This window comes from Bacillus sp. T33-2 (genome assembly GCF_002860205.1).
Classification (GTDB): domain Bacteria; phylum Bacillota; class Bacilli; order Bacillales; family Cytobacillaceae; genus T33-2.
Window position 1 is genome coordinate 1 of sequence record NZ_PGVB01000004.1, and the last position, 16,597, is coordinate 16,597.

The 16,597-nt window shown below is 33.5% G+C and carries 13 protein-coding genes and 2 pseudogenes; 11 read left to right on the forward strand and 4 right to left on the reverse strand.

Annotated elements, in window-relative coordinates; genetic code table 11:
- The first annotated feature begins 140 nt into the window (after positions 1 to 140).
- From CVD19_RS02960 to CVD19_RS02985, 6 genes are all read left to right on the forward strand, one after another.
- Complete coding sequence (locus tag CVD19_RS02960) at positions 141 to 371, forward strand: hypothetical protein (protein ID WP_101580393.1); 231 nt, start codon at positions 141 to 143, stop codon at positions 369 to 371.
- A gap of 389 nt (positions 372 to 760) precedes the next feature.
- The gene (locus CVD19_RS02965) at positions 761 to 946 is read left to right on the forward strand and encodes an AbrB/MazE/SpoVT family DNA-binding domain-containing protein (RefSeq protein ID WP_101580394.1); all 186 of its coding nucleotides are present in this window, start codon (positions 761 to 763) and stop codon (positions 944 to 946) included.
- Between the two features lie 1,009 nt (positions 947 to 1,955).
- Entirely contained in the window at positions 1,956 to 2,570 is a 615-nt protein-coding gene (locus CVD19_RS02970) for a hypothetical protein (RefSeq protein ID WP_101580395.1), read from the forward strand.
- Between the two features lie 35 nt (positions 2,571 to 2,605).
- Entirely contained in the window at positions 2,606 to 4,591 is a 1,986-nt protein-coding gene (locus CVD19_RS02975; protein ID WP_101580396.1) for a hypothetical protein, read from the forward strand.
- A gap of 21 nt (positions 4,592 to 4,612) precedes the next feature.
- Entirely contained in the window at positions 4,613 to 5,812 is a 1,200-nt protein-coding gene (locus CVD19_RS02980; RefSeq protein ID WP_101580397.1) for a hypothetical protein, read from the forward strand.
- Positions 5,775 to 6,434 (forward strand): hypothetical protein, encoded by a 660-nt coding sequence (locus tag CVD19_RS02985; RefSeq protein ID WP_142383496.1) that lies wholly within the window; start codon positions 5,775 to 5,777, stop codon positions 6,432 to 6,434. Before CVD19_RS02980 ends, CVD19_RS02985 begins: the two co-directional genes overlap by 38 nt.
- Positions 6,435 to 7,928: 1,494 nt before the next feature.
- On the opposite strand, the gene CVD19_RS02990 is transcribed toward CVD19_RS02985, so the two are convergent.
- Entirely contained in the window at positions 7,929 to 9,287 is a 1,359-nt protein-coding gene (locus CVD19_RS02990) for a helix-turn-helix domain-containing protein (protein WP_101580399.1), read from the reverse strand.
- Positions 9,288 to 9,610: 323 nt separating this feature from the next.
- On the opposite strand from CVD19_RS02990, the gene CVD19_RS02995 reads away from it, so the two are divergent.
- From CVD19_RS02995 to CVD19_RS25790, 4 genes and pseudogenes are all read left to right on the forward strand, one after another.
- The gene (locus tag CVD19_RS02995; protein ID WP_101580400.1) at positions 9,611 to 10,330 is read left to right on the forward strand and encodes an EAL domain-containing protein; all 720 of its coding nucleotides are present in this window, start codon (positions 9,611 to 9,613) and stop codon (positions 10,328 to 10,330) included.
- Positions 10,331 to 10,362: 32 nt separating this feature from the next.
- Entirely contained in the window at positions 10,363 to 10,833 is a 471-nt protein-coding gene (locus CVD19_RS03000; RefSeq protein ID WP_101580401.1) for a chemotaxis protein CheW, read from the forward strand.
- Between the two features lie 50 nt (positions 10,834 to 10,883).
- A pseudogene (locus CVD19_RS25785) lies at positions 10,884 to 11,678 on the forward strand (cache domain-containing protein); the annotation flags it as partial.
- Between the two features lie 9 nt (positions 11,679 to 11,687).
- Positions 11,688 to 12,629 carry a methyl-accepting chemotaxis protein gene (locus CVD19_RS25790; protein WP_374702860.1) on the forward strand — a complete coding sequence of 314 codons (942 nt, stop codon included), beginning with the start codon at positions 11,688 to 11,690 and terminating at the stop codon, positions 12,627 to 12,629.
- A 247-nt stretch (positions 12,630 to 12,876) separates the two neighbouring features.
- Here CVD19_RS25790 and CVD19_RS25290 read toward each other — a convergent pair.
- Positions 12,877 to 13,777 (reverse strand): annotated as a pseudogene (locus CVD19_RS25290) (IS3 family transposase); the annotation flags it as partial.
- 132 nt (positions 13,778 to 13,909) lie between these two features.
- On the opposite strand from CVD19_RS25290, the gene bla reads away from it, so the two are divergent.
- Entirely contained in the window at positions 13,910 to 14,812 is a 903-nt protein-coding gene (gene bla / locus CVD19_RS03015) for a class A beta-lactamase (RefSeq protein ID WP_101580498.1), read from the forward strand.
- A 112-nt stretch (positions 14,813 to 14,924) separates the two neighbouring features.
- On the opposite strand, the gene CVD19_RS03020 is transcribed toward bla, so the two are convergent.
- Positions 14,925 to 15,539 (reverse strand): DUF2306 domain-containing protein, encoded by a 615-nt coding sequence (locus CVD19_RS03020; RefSeq protein WP_101580404.1) that lies wholly within the window; start codon positions 15,537 to 15,539, stop codon positions 14,925 to 14,927.
- 15 nt (positions 15,540 to 15,554) lie between these two features.
- Positions 15,555 to 16,565, reverse strand: a complete 1,011-nt coding sequence (locus tag CVD19_RS03025) for a DJ-1/PfpI family protein (protein WP_101580405.1) — start codon at positions 16,563 to 16,565, stop codon at positions 15,555 to 15,557.
- Positions 16,566 to 16,597 lie beyond the last annotated feature (32 nt).

Consider the following 16,597-nt stretch of genomic DNA (forward strand, 5'->3'; position numbering starts at 1 on the left):
AAGACCATATAAAAAATGGTCAACCAGAAATATTTTCATATCTGGCTGACCTTATAATACGAAAGGGGCAGTTTAGTTGAAGAATTATGTCATCATTCTTAATACATATTAGAACCAAAAAGCGACGTAGGGGTGAAGTGATGAAATCGTATGTTATACCGATTTTAAAGGGAATCATAACAGGGATTTTAGACGCAAATAGGGAGAGTAGTAAGTTTATTATTAAATGTTCAAAATGCGAATGTCTTGGAGAATTAGAATATGGATTTTTCAAAGAATCTGGGGATATAGAAGTTGATAATGCTGGCGAAAACATTATATCAATTCGATGCAGCAAATGCGGAAATGAAATTTTGAGTTCAGAATATTAATGCACAGTACAAAAATACTGTTCAGTAGGAAATAAAAAAGGACGATAGCCATAAAATTGGTTATCGTCCTTCTTCAACTATTGGGTGCTTTTGTTGAATAACCAAATCCGTATATAACAAAGTAAACTCGCAAATGTTAATGCGAGTTTTTATGGTGCACTATATCCTTATGCTGTAGCAATAATATATACGAAATTAGCCTTTATTTTTTGTTTTAGGGGAAGAGGATGTTTACTTCATTGATGTAACAAAACATAAGTTAGAGAATAGAACAATTATCAGTTTTGATGATTTGATTAAGCCTCTAGAAAATGTTATTTTTGTTTTATCGTAATTACTATAATTTTGATTAGTAGTAAATGTAGAAAAGAGTTTAGGGAGGCTTTGAATTGATATTTGAAGTGGCAAAGATTCTTCCAAAATACCAAATAACTTTACCGAAAGAAGTAAGAGATTTTTTGGAAGCTGAAATAGGGGATAAAGTTTTACTCATTAATACAGAAGCTGGAATTTTAATCAAGAAACTTAATGAACCCCTGATTCAAAAAATAAAAGATAGCCAATCTAAGGAATAGTCAATTTCCTGAAGTGAAAGATTGTTGACTAAATAATTGGTATTAAAAAAATGAAGTTTTTTTGTTAATGTAATTATATCTTATATAGCCACAATATTTACGAAAACAGCCTTTTGGCTTCAAACTACGAAAAAAAGCTCTGACCTTTTATCAAAGCAAACAACGTAATAGATATATTATATTTTGGAATTTATTAATGTCTTCGCCGTAGTATTGTCTTTCGGGACATCCATTTCCTTTTCTATTTATTTATGCACTTGGCTCCTCTAAGCATGTTCCCTGTTTAATTTACTCTGAACAGAAATCTCCCTACTCCAGGCTTTAACAAACTAGCGATTACCCTTAATACTTTTGTATGGATATCTATTTTTGGGGTATGATAACAGTAGATCCATTGGTGTGTCACCACCAGGCCTCCCAAATATTCCGCTGGGGAGGCTTTTTAGTTTGAAGCATTCGATATCAATTACTTTGTTCTTAAGATACTTTTTAATTATCACACAAAGAATCAAATATATGCTTTTTAATATCGCAAATTTAAGGGTCCTCTAGCCTAAGTCGAGACAAATTCTTAATCCCACTTCAAATTTTACTAAAGGAAGAGATTAATGCTTATTGAACATACGGGGCATGTTAATTGATTAACAGCTAAAACAATATTTAATGAAAAAGGCTCTTCACTATAGTAGTCATTAGATAGTAAAAGTAGACGGCTGCTTGGTGAAATACCAGTTATGTTGCGATAAAAGGTATAGGTAGGGATACAAAATCAAAGACTCGTTTTGCTTTTTAGTAAATGGAATCATACAAACCCTGAATAACTAGGTCCTCAGTTTCTTCCGGCCTCTTTTTATAATGGTCATTTTCTTTTACACTTAATAGATCGAACGTTTTTAAAAGAGCTTTTGAGGCTCTTTTTTATATGATTAGATAAACGTGAAAATGTCTATTCCTGGTTATTATTCCTTATGGTATTCTAATGGTAATAACATATTAAGGTGGCAATATTATGACCCAAAATACTTATAGGGACAAACTTAGGATTTTATTGATTCTTTACTTTTTTTCTGAAAATATTTCTGAATATTCTGAGTTTCACCCAGAATATGTAAAGGTGTTCAAAAGTGAAGTTAAAATACAAAAAATCGATTTTTTGATTAGATATCCAGATTACTTGGCCAATGAATTGTTAAATCTAATTGAAGAAAAAGAGGTAGGAAAGGAAAAAATAAAACAACATGTAAAAGATATCTTTAGTTCAGAAGAACCTGAATTAAGGCGAGAAGATATGCTGCGTTATTTCTTTGGGGCCTATGAAGAACTCGATTATATCATTTCTTTTTTAGTATCGTTTGGTTTTATTAAGTTTGAAAGTAGGAGAAATATTTCAGGTAGAATTTTTGATAAACTATATTATCTTAGTCAGTATGGAGTAGATAAAATCGAAAAAGAAATTTTGATAGATTTAGAAAAAGCAAACTGGTATCAACAAAGAATGTTGTTAATAAAAGAATATTTTGGGGACCTTTCGGGAACGGAATTAAAAATTCGACAGTATGAATACGAACAATATAGAACTACCCCTATTAATCAATATATTCAAGGTATTCAAAAAGAAGTTTGAGAGAAATACTTACAACTTTTCGGGGAGGAACTTTGATGTTTAATTTAGCAAGATTTGTTGAAGACTTGCATAAGGAGTACAGTGATAAATTTACGCTTGAAGAAATTAAAAACATAGTCTCGGTTGATGATTATGATAAAGATAGGCCGCACTCACTAGGGAAAAGCCTAGTTTTAAAAAGAGTGAAAATTAGTGGTAGAAAAAACAACGGTGAGGTAATAGACTTTGAAAAGTATTTTTTAAAAGGGGTAAATGTTTTATTTGCTGATAATAGTAAAGGAAAATCCTCTTTATTTAAAATTATAAAATTTGCCCTTACAGGAGATAAAAGTTCTATTAAAAAGGATGTATTGAATTGGCTACATTTCATTTTTCTTGAGTTCAGTATTGGAAATGTAACATATACTGTGTATATCAATTTAACAGGCAAACGTACTTTTAGTGGCCTTTATAGGACTGACTTAGATAATTTACTTGCATATTTTAATCAAAATATACCATTAGAGGCCCATCTAATACATTGTGAAGCTAATACCGAACAGAAATTTAAATCTAATATGGAAGAGTTTTTCTTTGATGAGTTTTCTTATTATAGTTTGAAGTGGACTAGTGGTAATAAACATTCTATTGATTTAATAGATAACCAGACTTCTTGGAAAACATACTACAAGACAATATATTTAGAATCAAAAGATTATAATGTTTTATTTTTAAATGAGGATTTTGGTGGACAAGGGAAAAAAATTCTTGAAATGTTATTGGGGCTTCAATTAACAGCGGCTATAAATTCCTTAAGTTATTCACGAGACCAGCTTGAAAATAGTCTTCGTAAACAAGAGTTTGTATTAAAAGTGCAAGAAACGAGTAAAATTGATACAGAAATCAAAGATAAATTAACCGAAATAGACAAAGAAATTGAAAAAATAAAAGAAAATCAAAAAAAGGCTTTTCAAAAGAGTTATAGTTTAAAACAATATAATGAATTAGTTGATCAGATTAAGGGAATTGAAGATGAATTGAATAGTCTGTCTTTACATAAAGAAGAGGTTGAAAAACAGAAAAACCAAGTTGTTAAACAAATTAATCGGTTAGAAGAAGAATTAAACTTTGGAATGTTTTTTAGTAATTTAGAAGTTAAAGTTTGTCCCAGATGTGAACACGATATTGAACCAGATAGAAAGTCAATAGAAAAAAGCCAACATAAATGTATGCTCTGTGAAAGTGATATGACAGATGTAGATGAAAACCAGAAGGAAATACTAGAATATAGATTGAATGAGTTGAAAGAACAACTAGAAAGATTGAAAGAGGGATATGAATTACTAATTAAAGAAAGTCTATTTAAAAATCAAGAAAAAGAGTTAAAAATAAGAGACTTAAATAAAATAGAAAATGAGCTAAAAACAGCCAATTTTGCTGAAACAGATATAGAAACATTAACAAATCTTATTGAAAAAAAACTTGAATTAGAACTTAACTTTAAGCAATTTACGTCAAATGAGCAAGTTAGAACTGACAAAACAAACGAAAGAATATCAGTTATAAATTCTGCTATAAGTTATTTAAACGCTGCAAGAATTCAATTGAGTGAAAGCATTCTTAGAAGTTTAAAAACACTTATCCTACAACAATTAGATATCTTTGGATTAACTAGCGTATCAGATGTTGTTATAACAGAAAGCCTTGATATTCAATATATACAAAACGGAGAGTTAACAAAATTTAGTGAACTAAATGAAGGAGAACAATTACGAGCAAAAATAGCCTTTTACATTAGTTTAATACAGTTGGATATTAAGTTTTCTGTAGGCCGGCATCCTAGATTGCTTATTATTGATTCTCCAGGGAAAGAAGAGGTAATTAGTAAAGACTTAGAAGGAATGTCCTCAATATTTAAACAGATTGAAGATATATATAATGATGATTTACAAATAATTATTGGTACAGCCTTAGATTCTTTAAAAACTGCAAGTATAACAGAAAAAGTAGATTCAAGAGAGCCGGGACAAAGTGTATTTTAACTAAAACATAGGGTGAACTTAATGGATATTAAATATGAGGACTTTTCAAGTTGGAAGGTGCCCGACAAAATCTCCTTCATTGAAGATTGGTTTTCGGAAGAAAAAAACTTAGAAAACATCTCCGAAAAAAAAGTAAAAAAATTTTTTAGAGAAATACTTGAAAATGAGCAAGTAGGTTACATAAAAGTACTTGCTATTGAAACTCTGATCTTTTTAACAACATTAAAAAAAATTCGAAGAGGATCAACTCTAGATATTTTGTTAGACATAGATAATGAGGATGATTCATTCGTAATTATTACAACTTTAAGATATTTAACTATGTTTTTGGAAGAGCATGAAGATATTTTGCATAAAATAGATAGTTTAAAAGGCCATGATAATCCAGAAGTATCATCGGAAGCTTATTTTAGATTAGGGCTATTAAACTTTTTAGAAGCTAATAGTTATCGAAATAAGGCAGAATTTATAGATTCTCTCAATAAAAGCATAAGCTTGTTTAATTATTCAAGAAATCAAATTGAGAATAGGACCGATGCAGAGTACTTTTATCATGTTAGTAAATTTTTAGAATCCTTTATTATTATAAATGAGGAACAAATGAATGATTCATTTAATTCTTTATTCAAAATCACGTTAATTAGACAAGCGTTCCATTATAGCGATAATTTACTTGCTATAGAATATAATATTAATAAAGTCTTCTTGAATTTAAAGTATATTTATAATTCTACAAAAGGTCATCACGCATGGGTGGATTTTTATAAGGAATTTAAACAATTAGCAATGTACCATTTTGAAATTTTAGAATGTTCTCTTTCCACCAACGAATTTCAGAAAGTCTTACTCTCCAAAATGAAATTCCAAATCAGTAATAATATTGTTAAAAATTTGTACCTAAAGAGTTTTTCATATTATGAAACAAGAATAAATACATTATTAAATATGTTTGATACAGATGGGATATTAGTGGATTTTTTGGTCTACTTGTTAGAAGTCATTAAAATAGAAGATAAAAAAAAAGATGAAATTGACATTGTTGAAATGTGTGCAAAAATTGACAGTATAGTTAAAGGTCACACTAGAGAGTCCAAAATATTAGACTTGGTAACTAAGTTTAAGACTACACATGATATTGAAAGTATAGATGATACTAGAAGTTATAGGACAATATACAGAGAAAGTGCATTCAAGAGATTTTGGCTACATTACTGGTTTTGATGTTGGAGAGGAGATATTTTATAACTTAAATCAATCAATTTCAACAATGCTACCAAATTATAAAGGCGAAAAACTTCAAGTTTTTTTACAGATAATGGAGGAAATTATAAGGTATCTTGTATTGACCGTACGATATAAACGTGATGATATGTTTGGGTTTTTATACACGGAGGAACGGGGAGGGAAAGGAAATAAGGCTTCTGAGCAAGATCTTCAAGATAGTTTACTTAAACATTTTCATTACTCAGGAATTGCGTATGGAGCAACAGAAGAAGTGAACAATTTTGCGGATGGTGGAAGAATAGATATAGTATACTCAATAAACAATTATACTTTTCCAATCGAATTAAAGAAGACAAAACAAAAAATTACAGATGAAAGTATAAAACAAAAATATTTAGAACAAGTACATTCTTATGTCTATTCATATCAGCAGCTAGGGATTTTTGTACTCTTAGATTTAAATGAAAAAGATAAACCTGTAAATGATGTGAGGGACTTGGTTTATTTAGACCATTTAGAACCGTTGTATGAATTAAAAAATCAATATCCAGACTATATTGCTGTGGTAATTATTCCAGGTAATAAACCCCTACCAAGTGACAAATCAACTTATAGCTAAGCATAATTATGAACATACATTAGAGTATTTGAGGAGATTGAAGGGTAACCGTTTTATTAAAATTAAAATATTAGCGGTTAAGTAAACAACTAAGTGAATTCTAAACAAATCAGTAATCTTCCATTGTGGAGCAGGGCTCTGATTTAAACCGAAAAAATCCGGTGAAATTGAAGGGTGAACTGATGAACAGCCCGTCAATACTGGGTTATATGCCACTTGTGATTTATAAATAAAAAAATCCGGTGAATTCTGATTTTCTCAGGGGATTTAATCTAAAAGTCTTAAAATAAATAATCCGGTTAATTTGGATTTTTTTTAGAGGGTAGATATTGATGGTAATGTCAATCCGGCGAATTCTGAAGTTTTCAGAAAATAAAACGTTGATTTAATAAGGGTCCAATCCGGTTAAATCTGAAGCTTTATATTTGATTGTTGTTTTTCATTAATCTTCCGGAACGCATTCACAAATCCACGGAATGATTATTCATAAAACGCCGGAATTCATTCATAATTGACAGGAACGATTATTCTTTATTTGACGGAATGTTGCTCGACATATAACATGTCGGGCTTGATTTATTTAGGGGAAGTTTACTGAGAAAAAAGGATGATCCCATCAATTCTAATAGTCATTATAAAGAGAACGGGTCCTAATCCTGCTAAAATTATTAATAAAGGTAGATAGTTAAAACTGGACAAACTTTTATGTCCACTCCGTCCTCATTCAGGAGAGATTTTAAAGAGTTTTGAATGTTGTGGGTGCAAAAATCTTATCGTTTCTAAAACAGATAGAATAGACAAATGTGTTTGTGGGTTCGATTTAACGAAGTTACCTGTAATAGATGCTCCAAAAAGCATAGTAGAAATAGCAGAATTACTCTTCTTTAAAACTCAAATTATACCTACTTCTGAAGCAGTCATTAGTAAAAACCCTCTTTATCATTTACCCCTAAAACATGTTGTTTCGTTATTAATATTTTTTTCACGCCAATTGTCGTTATATTTGCATTATGAGAGACTGACCAACACCGTATCCACAATAGAAGGTAGTTATTAAAAATTATTAGCGTAGTAGGCTAGCTGCCTTGCGGAGAGAAGTTATCTCCTTCTGCCTTTCGCAAATCTTTACGCTCATAGAGGATCCATGTCAAGCAACATCGATTTTACATAAAAAAACGGATAAGAACTTAACTTTTTTGTGTCTAAAATATTGACTCTAATCCACACCAAACAATTAACTTGATTAAAAAAGGAAAAGTATTGCCCAACTTTATAATTGTGCTTTAAAATACCTGTACTGCTAGTTTAACAAGAAAAGCCGCCTGGTCCGGCATGATCTTCAATGTAAAAATGCGGTAGTTTAATACACTAATGAATACACAAAAGACTCCTGACATTTATTAAAAGGAGCCCCATGTATATTCACTTAATACTGTTTATCATCGACAGTATGATAAGAAAATCGCGAAAGAATTCCTGGTACTTACTTACTTTTTAATACTTAAAAGTTGGCAAAATTAATTCGTGAAAATGGGTAAAAAGAAATTGTTTTTCTAAGTGGCCATAATATAGTGCTATTGCTTGCTTTGCACAACTTGGGGAATCCTGTATTTGACTGATTTCATAAAGGATATCTGCTTTTAACAACCCTGCATAGTCTATGTCTAGGACCTCAAGTGCCTTTTCAAAAAGTCTTAGTGAGGAAGAAGCATTTTGTGAGAATTGTTTGTGAAATCTACCCTCTAAATAATAATTTCTTGCTATTAATAATTTGTCAGGGAAGTGCGACATCAGTGGTTTTGTTTTTTTGATTAACTCTTGGATAAATAATTGCTCTTCATTTTTTGATAAATAAACATAGATCGCTAATTGATAGCAAGCCAAACTTTTTTCTTTGAAACTGTCAATTTCAGAAATCAGCTTCATATCCAATAAAAACAGCTCTTTTAATCTGTCCACTGATATAGCATAGGAGTGTGAAAGAATAATTGTATATATTGTAAGAGCCCACCCGCGAAGTATACCTTCTTGGTCATTTGCTTCTTGAAGTCGTTGTCTTAATGATAATAAGTCCTCTCTAATATCATGAATAAATTCATAATCTAAGAACCGGATAAGGAGCTTAATATAATCAGTTTCCAGAGTGTTAATAATATGGTGATTCACTTTGTTAATAGAATTTAAAGACTGAAAAGTAGACCCTAAATACAGATGTAAAATGGATCGGTTAAAATTAATAATATCTATTTCTTCTTTTAAAATAGTTGGGCTTGTCTGAGAGATTTCTACTGCTTTATTCAACAGTTCCAAGCTTTTGGACACTTTTTTTTGAGTAAATAAGATACTAGAAAGAGCATTGTATGATTTAAGTTTTAGCTTCATGTTATAGTTACTATTTTCTTCAACCTGGATCACGTTTGTTAAGAATTGCTCTGCCATTCGGTTCTGATTCGTTTTTAAGTAAAAGATTCCCGATAGGAAATAATAATCGATCTTCCTACTTGGGATTTCATACTCTTCTATTTTTTTCATAAATGTATCTAATTCGCTTTTGATATATTTCCATTGCTGTAATCCAATTAAATCGCTTATCTTTTGTTTATAATAATTAAGCTCCCTTATCTTTTCATCTATATGAGGATCAGCAAAATGACTAACCGGAAATTTTAACTTTTCACTTAACTTCAGTAACTCATCTTGAGTTACTGGTCTATGTCCATTTTCTATATTACTCATTTTTCCGAGTGAACATATTCCCCCAGCTAATTCTCCTAAAGTTAAACCTCTTAACTTTCTCGCTTCTCTTATTTTTTGTCCTATTGCATTATGTCTAGGTATCTCTTTTCTTTTCATGCTTTCCCCTAACCCAAAACTTTTTATAGGTATATCATACTATAAAATTTAATCTACTGACTATTTAAGTGTTGGTGAATAATAAGAAAAATGAAATTTTTTTGAATTATTGTGTCGAAATATGTTGAAAATTTCATTTTCATTGATATAATCAACATTATGTTCCAGTATATAGTTCAAAAGATATATTGAGCCTAGGTTTTTTTACTATAGTCAAGCAAGAATATTAGAGGAAAAATCAATTAGTGGCTAGTTTTCAATTACTTCGCACTTTTGTTTATCCTTATACGAAAAATTAAAATTTATAATAAGGAGAACTAGCAATGGGTTTACCTACGTTAAACATATCCAATTTAATAAAAGATCGATCTTTTTATACTGAATTTCAACCTTTATGGAATACTTCAAATGACTCAATTTTTGCGTATGAAGCTTTACTTAGAACTACACCAAGTATAAATCCTTTAACCATCTTTCATTCTGCTCGAAAACAGAGCCTTCTTTATGAAATAGATACGGCTTCAATATCTAATGCGGTAAAAGAATATCCTTATACCTATCTGGATAAGCATCTTCTATTTGTCAATGTTTTCCCTTCCACGATTGTTCATCCTGATTTCCCTAATTTCATGGAACTATTATTAACCAATTACAAAAAAATAAAAACCAGGCTTGTTTTTGAAATTCATGAGGATCCTTTTGAAGAAAGTTATTGGGGAAAACATGAATTTTTAGAAAGGTTATCCTTCCTCAAATCAAAGGGGTTTCTTATTGCTTATGATGATTTAACTCATTCGTTATTTTCAATAAGTAAAATGATCAAATTTCAACCTGATTTTGCTAAACTAGATCGATCCTGTTCAGAAAATCTTTCGAATTCACCTAAGAAAAAGCAAAGCCTGGAATTTTTCCTGGCGTATTCACAGCAAAAACTTTTATCTATTCTGGAGGGAATTGAAACGAATGAGGACTTTGTAACTTCTAAGAAAATGGGTGTTCCTTTGCTTCAAGGGTACTATATGGCAAAACCACATCGGCTATAACTGTATTTTGCAGCCAAGAAAGGAGTAAAAAAATGAGAACAGCTTTTGTGATATTTAATGTAGGAGATAGTTTGTTTGGGATAGATATACAAAAGATTGTATCTATTGAGAAGGTTTCAGAAATTACGAATCTTCCTCAAATTCCTGAATATATACAGGGAATCATAAATATAAGGGGTAGTATTGTACCTGTTATAGACTCACCAAAACTTCTTTTTAATCAAAATATCCAAATAAATGAAAACACCAGATTCATTCTTACTGACGTAAACCAATTAACCTTTGCATTGATGGTACCAAGAGCAAATGAAATTTTAGATATTGATACAGAGTTAATTAAACCAGTGAATTTAATGGCGTCATCCGTTGACCTGTTAGAAGGTACCGTATTGCAGGGGGGGCGTATCATTTCGATCATTAATCTAGAAAGTTTATTCTCGTCTATTCTTCATTTGGACACTGTTCGCAGCGAAATTGCTAAAATTACTGTGCCAAACAGTTAATCATATAAAAGATATAAAAATACACGTTACAACAATCGAGGAGAATTCACATGAAGATTAAATTTCAATCGTTAAAAACTAAGTTAATCATTCTCTGTCTTTCCATATTGATCGTTCCTAGTGTAATCATTGGTTTTAGTGCCTATCAGATTTCAAAAAGCAATTTAGATACAGCAGGAGAAGCTCAACTAAAAAATAATGTAAAAATGGTGATTGGACAAATCAATATTTTAAATAAGCAGGTAGAGGCAGGCAATCTAACTGAAAAGCAGGCCCAGGAAATGCTTCGGCAGGAATTATTAGGGAAAAAGGATGCTAAAAATCAACGCTCGATTAAGAAAGAGTATACGGTAGGAGACACAGGATATGCTTTTGCCGTAAATAAAAAGGCAGTTTCTGTGATGAATCCATTAACTGAAGGACAAGATATATCAAACTTAAAGACAGAAGACGGTGTCATGTTAGGAAAAGAAATCGTTAAACTAGGGGAAAATGGTGGAGGATTTCTTAAATATAAATGGGAGACGCCTGCAAAAACAATAGAATCGAAAGTTTCTTATTTCGAGATGGATCCTCATTGGGGATGGATTGTGGGGTGTGGGGCTTACGAATCAGAGTTTAATACTGGTGCAACGGAAGTTTTAAATATTGTACTGATTGTATCGGTAATTTCTATCATTATAGGACTGATTGTAATTTTGTTTTTCTCAACGCGCCTTGTTAATCCTATAATAGTCATTGGAAAAGGGCTAAATAAAGTAGCTCAAGGAGATTTAACGATCGAGCATATTAACATTAAAACTAAGGATGAAGTGGGGCAATTAGCGAAGGACTTTGTAAATATGAAGGAGCAAATGACACAATTAATCCTTCAGGTCAAAACTTCAGCTGAACAAGTCGCTGCTTCATCAGAGGAACTAACCGCAAGCTCACAGGAAACAAGTAGGGCGACGGAAGAAATTACGCAGTCGATCCAGAAAGTAGCTGCAGGTTCTGAACAATCCACAGAAAACCTAGAGGATAGTTCAAAATCATTGGAAGAGGTTTCGGCCGGTATCCAAATGATTGCCGAAAATTCTTCTTCCATTGCCGAATCAGGACTGCATACCACTGAACTCGCTAAACAAGGTGGACATTTTGTAGAAGAGACCGTTAACCAAATTAACCTAATTAATAAATCTGTCAACGAAACCGGAGAAGTCATAAGATTATTAGACCGACGATCACAGGAAATTGGAGATATTACAAACGTAATATCAGATATTGCCAACCAAACCAATTTGTTAGCCTTAAACGCAGCGATTGAGGCTGCGCGAGCCGGCGAACATGGAAAAGGATTTGCGGTAGTTGCAGATGAAGTACGTAAATTAGCTGAACAATCCCAATTATCTTCTACTCAGATCTCTAATCTGATTAAAGAAATACAAAAAGACATGAATCTTTCGAATGATTCTATGGAACAAGTGAAAAAGGATGTGCAGGGTGGTTTAGGAATCATCGGAAAGACCCAGCATAATTTTGAGGAAATTCTAAGTTCCATGGAAAACATGTCTGGAAAAATCGACGAAATGGCTGCGACAGCCCAACAAATGTCGGCTGGTGCCCAGGAGGTTTCGGCAACGGTAACTGGCATTACAGCTATATCGAAACAGTCCTCAATGGCATCTCAAGGAGTGGCAGCTGCAACAGAAGAACAATTAGCTTCAATGGAGGAAATTTCAGCTTCAGCAAACCATTTATCAGAAATGGCTTCTCATTTACAGGAAATAGTAGGAGAGTTCAAAATCTCTCAATAATATTCAATCCGAGGAGGGCGAAGTTCCTCCTCGGATTAACGTATACACCCTCGGTTGGAATTAAAATTGATCCATCTTACGTCCCCAATCGTAACCCTAGGTATTTATACGTATATAGATTCAAAAATTTACAATTTACATGTAGACTTACCGTTAAATGTTCTATTATAGAATCTTGCTTACAAAAATTGGTCACGTAAATAGAAATTGATAAATTTTACGATGAAGAAATATTTTGAACCGCTGCTTCTTTCTTTAATATTGCATGAAAAGACTCCATACAGGCATTATCATACGGACACCCTTTTGACTAAAAGAATGGATCATTTTATACGAATTAATGGACTTTGAGAAATCACCGCTTGTATATTGAGACCCTAGATCAGTGTGAAGAATTAACCCTTTTGGCGGCCTTTGGGTATAGTGAGCGTTTTCTAAGGCTTTATTTACAAGTTCATTTCATAGAAGGGGAAAATGAGTAACCAACAATTTTTCTGGAATGTAAATCTAACACGGAAGCCAGGTAGCACCAGCCGTCTCTCAGCGTGTGGACGTAGGTGATATCGCGCCCCATTTTTCGTTAATGGTTGTAGTAGAGAAATCTTGCTTCAATATATTATCCCGCTCTAAAATCTTTTCTTTTGACGGATAAGGCTTAAACTTCTTCTTTGTGATCGAACGGATATTTGCCTCACTCATCAATCGCTGCACACGTTTTAAACTGATTTCGATGCCCTTTTTCTTGAGGGTCTCGTGGATTTTAATGGCTCCGTATCGTTCTTTGCTGTCCCGATGGATTTCTACAATCTTAATTGTTAACTCCTTATTTTCACGTTCCCTGTTTGATTCAGATTTGTTCAATGAATGGCAGTAGGTACTCCTTGGTAGAGACAGAACATCACACATGATCTGCACTGGAAAGTGGTCTTTGTATTGATCGATAAACTCAGTTAGCTCAGAATCTTTTACTTTCTCGCGAATATGGCCATAGCCTTTTTAAGTATTTCTAGCTCCTGTTTTAACCGTAGGTTTTCCTTTTGAATCGCTGCCATCTCTTTTGGTATCATGGACTCTCCAGACGTTCTAACAGGTGTAAAATCTTTGATCCATATATAAATGGTTACATCTGACACGTGATATTCGCTGCTTCATTCTTTAAATTGACATCTTTTAATTACGACTGTAATATTACATATGTAATATTTAATACACATGAATCACTATTGTAGAAAATAATAGAAAGGGTGACGACTTTGAGGAAAACACGTTATAGCTTCAGTATGAACAATAAATTTATATTTGCCATGGTGGTGCTATTCCTAGTAATTGTACCCCTCTCAGGCTGGTCCATGACTAGCCATTCTGACAAGTCTGTAAAGGCAGCCAAAAAAACACCAGCAACCCAAATAGTCCGTGAGTTTGCAAAACTCGAACGCAAATTTGACGCCCGGCTCGGAGTCTATGCGATCGATACCGGCACACATCGGACCGTCGCTTATCGTCCTGATGAGCGGTTCGCTTACGCATCCACCTACAAAGCTCTAGCCGCAGGTGCATTGCTGAAGCATTACTCAATTGATCAACTCGATGAGTTAGTTACATACAAAAGGGAGGACATCGTTTCGTATTCCCCCGTCACAGAGCTTCACGTAGATACGGGGATGACTCTTCGGGAAGTTAGCGAGGCTGCAGTCCGATATAGCGACAACACCGCAGGAAACCTATTATTAAAGAAACTTGGAGGCCCTGAGGGATTTGAAACAATGCTGAGGCAGATTGGCGATAACGTTACCCAGGTTGATCGCTACGAGACGGATTTGAACGAAGCTGTTCCGGGAGATACCCGTGATACAAGCACGCCAAGAGCAATTGCTAACAGCCTCCGGGCTTTCGCAATCACCGACTTGCTTCCTGCTGAGAAGCGTACAATTCTGACAGCGTGGATGCGGGGAAATGCTACCGGAGATGCATTGATCCGTGCAGGCGCACCCAAAGGCTGGGTGGTCGATGATAAGAGCGGGGCAGGAAGCTATGGAACACGGAATGACATTGCTATTGTTTGGCCTCCGAATAGATCTCCGATTGTTATCGCAGTTCTAAGCAGCCGAGATACACAGAATGCTACCTATGACAATGCGCTTATCGCAGAAGCTGCCAAAGCTGCACTTAGCGCTCTAAAGTGAACAATGAAATAATGCTTATTTAAATAACTGGGCAGGTTTGTTTAACAACATTCTAAATTAAAATAAGAGATAAAGGGCATATTTTATTTTGAGCCTTTTATCTCATCTTTATTTAAACAAATGTTCTTGTTCTTATTATTAATTCAGCAAATAGTAGGTTGATAATCCAACATAACCAGACCGCAACCATGTAGGAATTTCCATAGGGGAAATTCATTAAGTTATGTGCAATGGTAACGATAATATATATCATCATATTTGAAAATGAAAGAAAGAAACTTCTAATAATCCATTGGCTATGTAAAATCATTTTCCGTTTCTTGATGTAAAGATAACCGAGGATGGTTGTTCCAAGCCATAATGTATTTAAAATAAGAAAACCTATTGTACTTAACCATCCCCCTGTTGCAAAGAAAGCGACATAAATGCCAGGAATGAAATTTAAAAGTATCGACAGTACATATATGCGGCCATTCCAACGGTGAAAGTTAACTGATTTTACCCGAATTGCTGTAATAACTCCTAGTGGACCAGTTATAAGAGAAACAATGGCAAGTGTAATATGAGTACGGATCATAAGCACCCACAGGGATTCATTCGTTAGAATTTGATCCTTTCTAGAAATAAACTTTTCAAAAGAAGGGTCTATCATAAAATTTTTGGAAAATGTATGAAATACCCACATGATAGAGATGATCACTAGGGTTACTTTGATAACCTTTTTCATAGTACTTTTCCTCCGTCACTCGATTTGGGAAATTCGTGTTCCTGTTAATTTACATGCAGGCAGCTTCCCAGCTTTTGCTTCCCCATACATATTATTTTTTTCTATAAAAACGGAGAATTTTAAAGAAAGTCTCATGGGTTTCGTTATTGTCATACACCACTTTAATTGGTTTCCATCTAATACAAGGTTCTCTAATGTTACTATGTCTTCTCCTTGCTTGGCAGTTCCAATTATTTGTCCATCTTTAGCAGTCAAGTCAAATAAAACGGATAGTTTACCTATAGGAGTAGAAACGATGGTATCCCATTTCCCTTGAATATTAACTTTCTTATTATTTTGAATAGATGAATGGTCACGTGTCGCTTCATTTGGGTTTTCTTGATTTTTCTTTGGTGCATTTCCTTCAGCTTTCCAAACCGTACCCCTACGTTCATACTCAAACAACTGTTCAACCACGTGTGCTATACGTGGGCCTAACTCTCGTTCGACTATGTAAAGGGCAACATCAAGCCCCGAGGTAACACCTCCACCAGTGATGAGATCACCATCATCTACGATTCGTGCATTCACTGGGATAGCATTTGTGGCATTCAAAAGATCCATTCCCATATGATGTGTCACGGCATGGCGGCCTTCTAATAATCCATCCATTGCTAAAATGAGGGAACCACCACAAACTGTGGCCAGCAAGATCTCAGTTTTATGGATAGCTTCTTTAAGTAGATTGCTTAATGCTGTTTCTTTTGCCTGTTTTAATTTAACTGGTATGGAATCTAAACCATCACTAACAACTGAACCAGATGCTCCCGGAACTAGAATGATTCCTTTATAGTTTAGATCAAGTCTTTCACTTGCATGAAGCTTTAGCTGATTTACTCCACTTGTCACCATTCGTTCACCTTCGGCAGAAACAAGCTTAACGGATACCTCCTCGTGTGAGTACATTGCAGCAGCAACAAACACTTCATATGGTGCAATTACGTCTAATAAATCAAATCCATCATATAATACAATTTGAACATTCATACATTACCTCCGCTCTAAAATTCAATACATAC

Bases quoted from the DNA above. Each gene is read 5' to 3' on its own strand.
- CVD19_RS02960 (WP_101580393.1), top strand. From the start codon at position 141: ATGAAATCGTATGTTATACCGATTTTAAAGGGAATCATAACAGGGATT.
- CVD19_RS02970 (WP_101580395.1), top strand. From the start codon at position 1,956: ATGACCCAAAATACTTATAGGGACAAACTTAGGATTTTATTGATTCTT.
- CVD19_RS02975 (WP_101580396.1), top strand. From the start codon at position 2,606: ATGTTTAATTTAGCAAGATTTGTTGAAGACTTGCATAAGGAGTACAGT.
- CVD19_RS02980 (WP_101580397.1), top strand. From the start codon at position 4,613: ATGGATATTAAATATGAGGACTTTTCAAGTTGGAAGGTGCCCGACAAA.
- CVD19_RS02990 (WP_101580399.1), bottom strand. From the start codon at position 9,287: ATGAAAAGAAAAGAGATACCTAGACATAATGCAATAGGACAAAAAATA.
- CVD19_RS02995 (WP_101580400.1), top strand. From the start codon at position 9,611: ATGGGTTTACCTACGTTAAACATATCCAATTTAATAAAAGATCGATCT.
- CVD19_RS03000 (WP_101580401.1), top strand. From the start codon at position 10,363: ATGAGAACAGCTTTTGTGATATTTAATGTAGGAGATAGTTTGTTTGGG.
- CVD19_RS25790 (WP_374702860.1), top strand. From the start codon at position 11,688: ATGACACAATTAATCCTTCAGGTCAAAACTTCAGCTGAACAAGTCGCT.
- bla (WP_101580498.1), top strand. From the start codon at position 13,910: ATGAACAATAAATTTATATTTGCCATGGTGGTGCTATTCCTAGTAATT.
- CVD19_RS03020 (WP_101580404.1), bottom strand. From the start codon at position 15,539: ATGAAAAAGGTTATCAAAGTAACCCTAGTGATCATCTCTATCATGTGG.
- CVD19_RS03025 (WP_101580405.1), bottom strand. From the start codon at position 16,565: ATGAATGTTCAAATTGTATTATATGATGGATTTGATTTATTAGACGTA.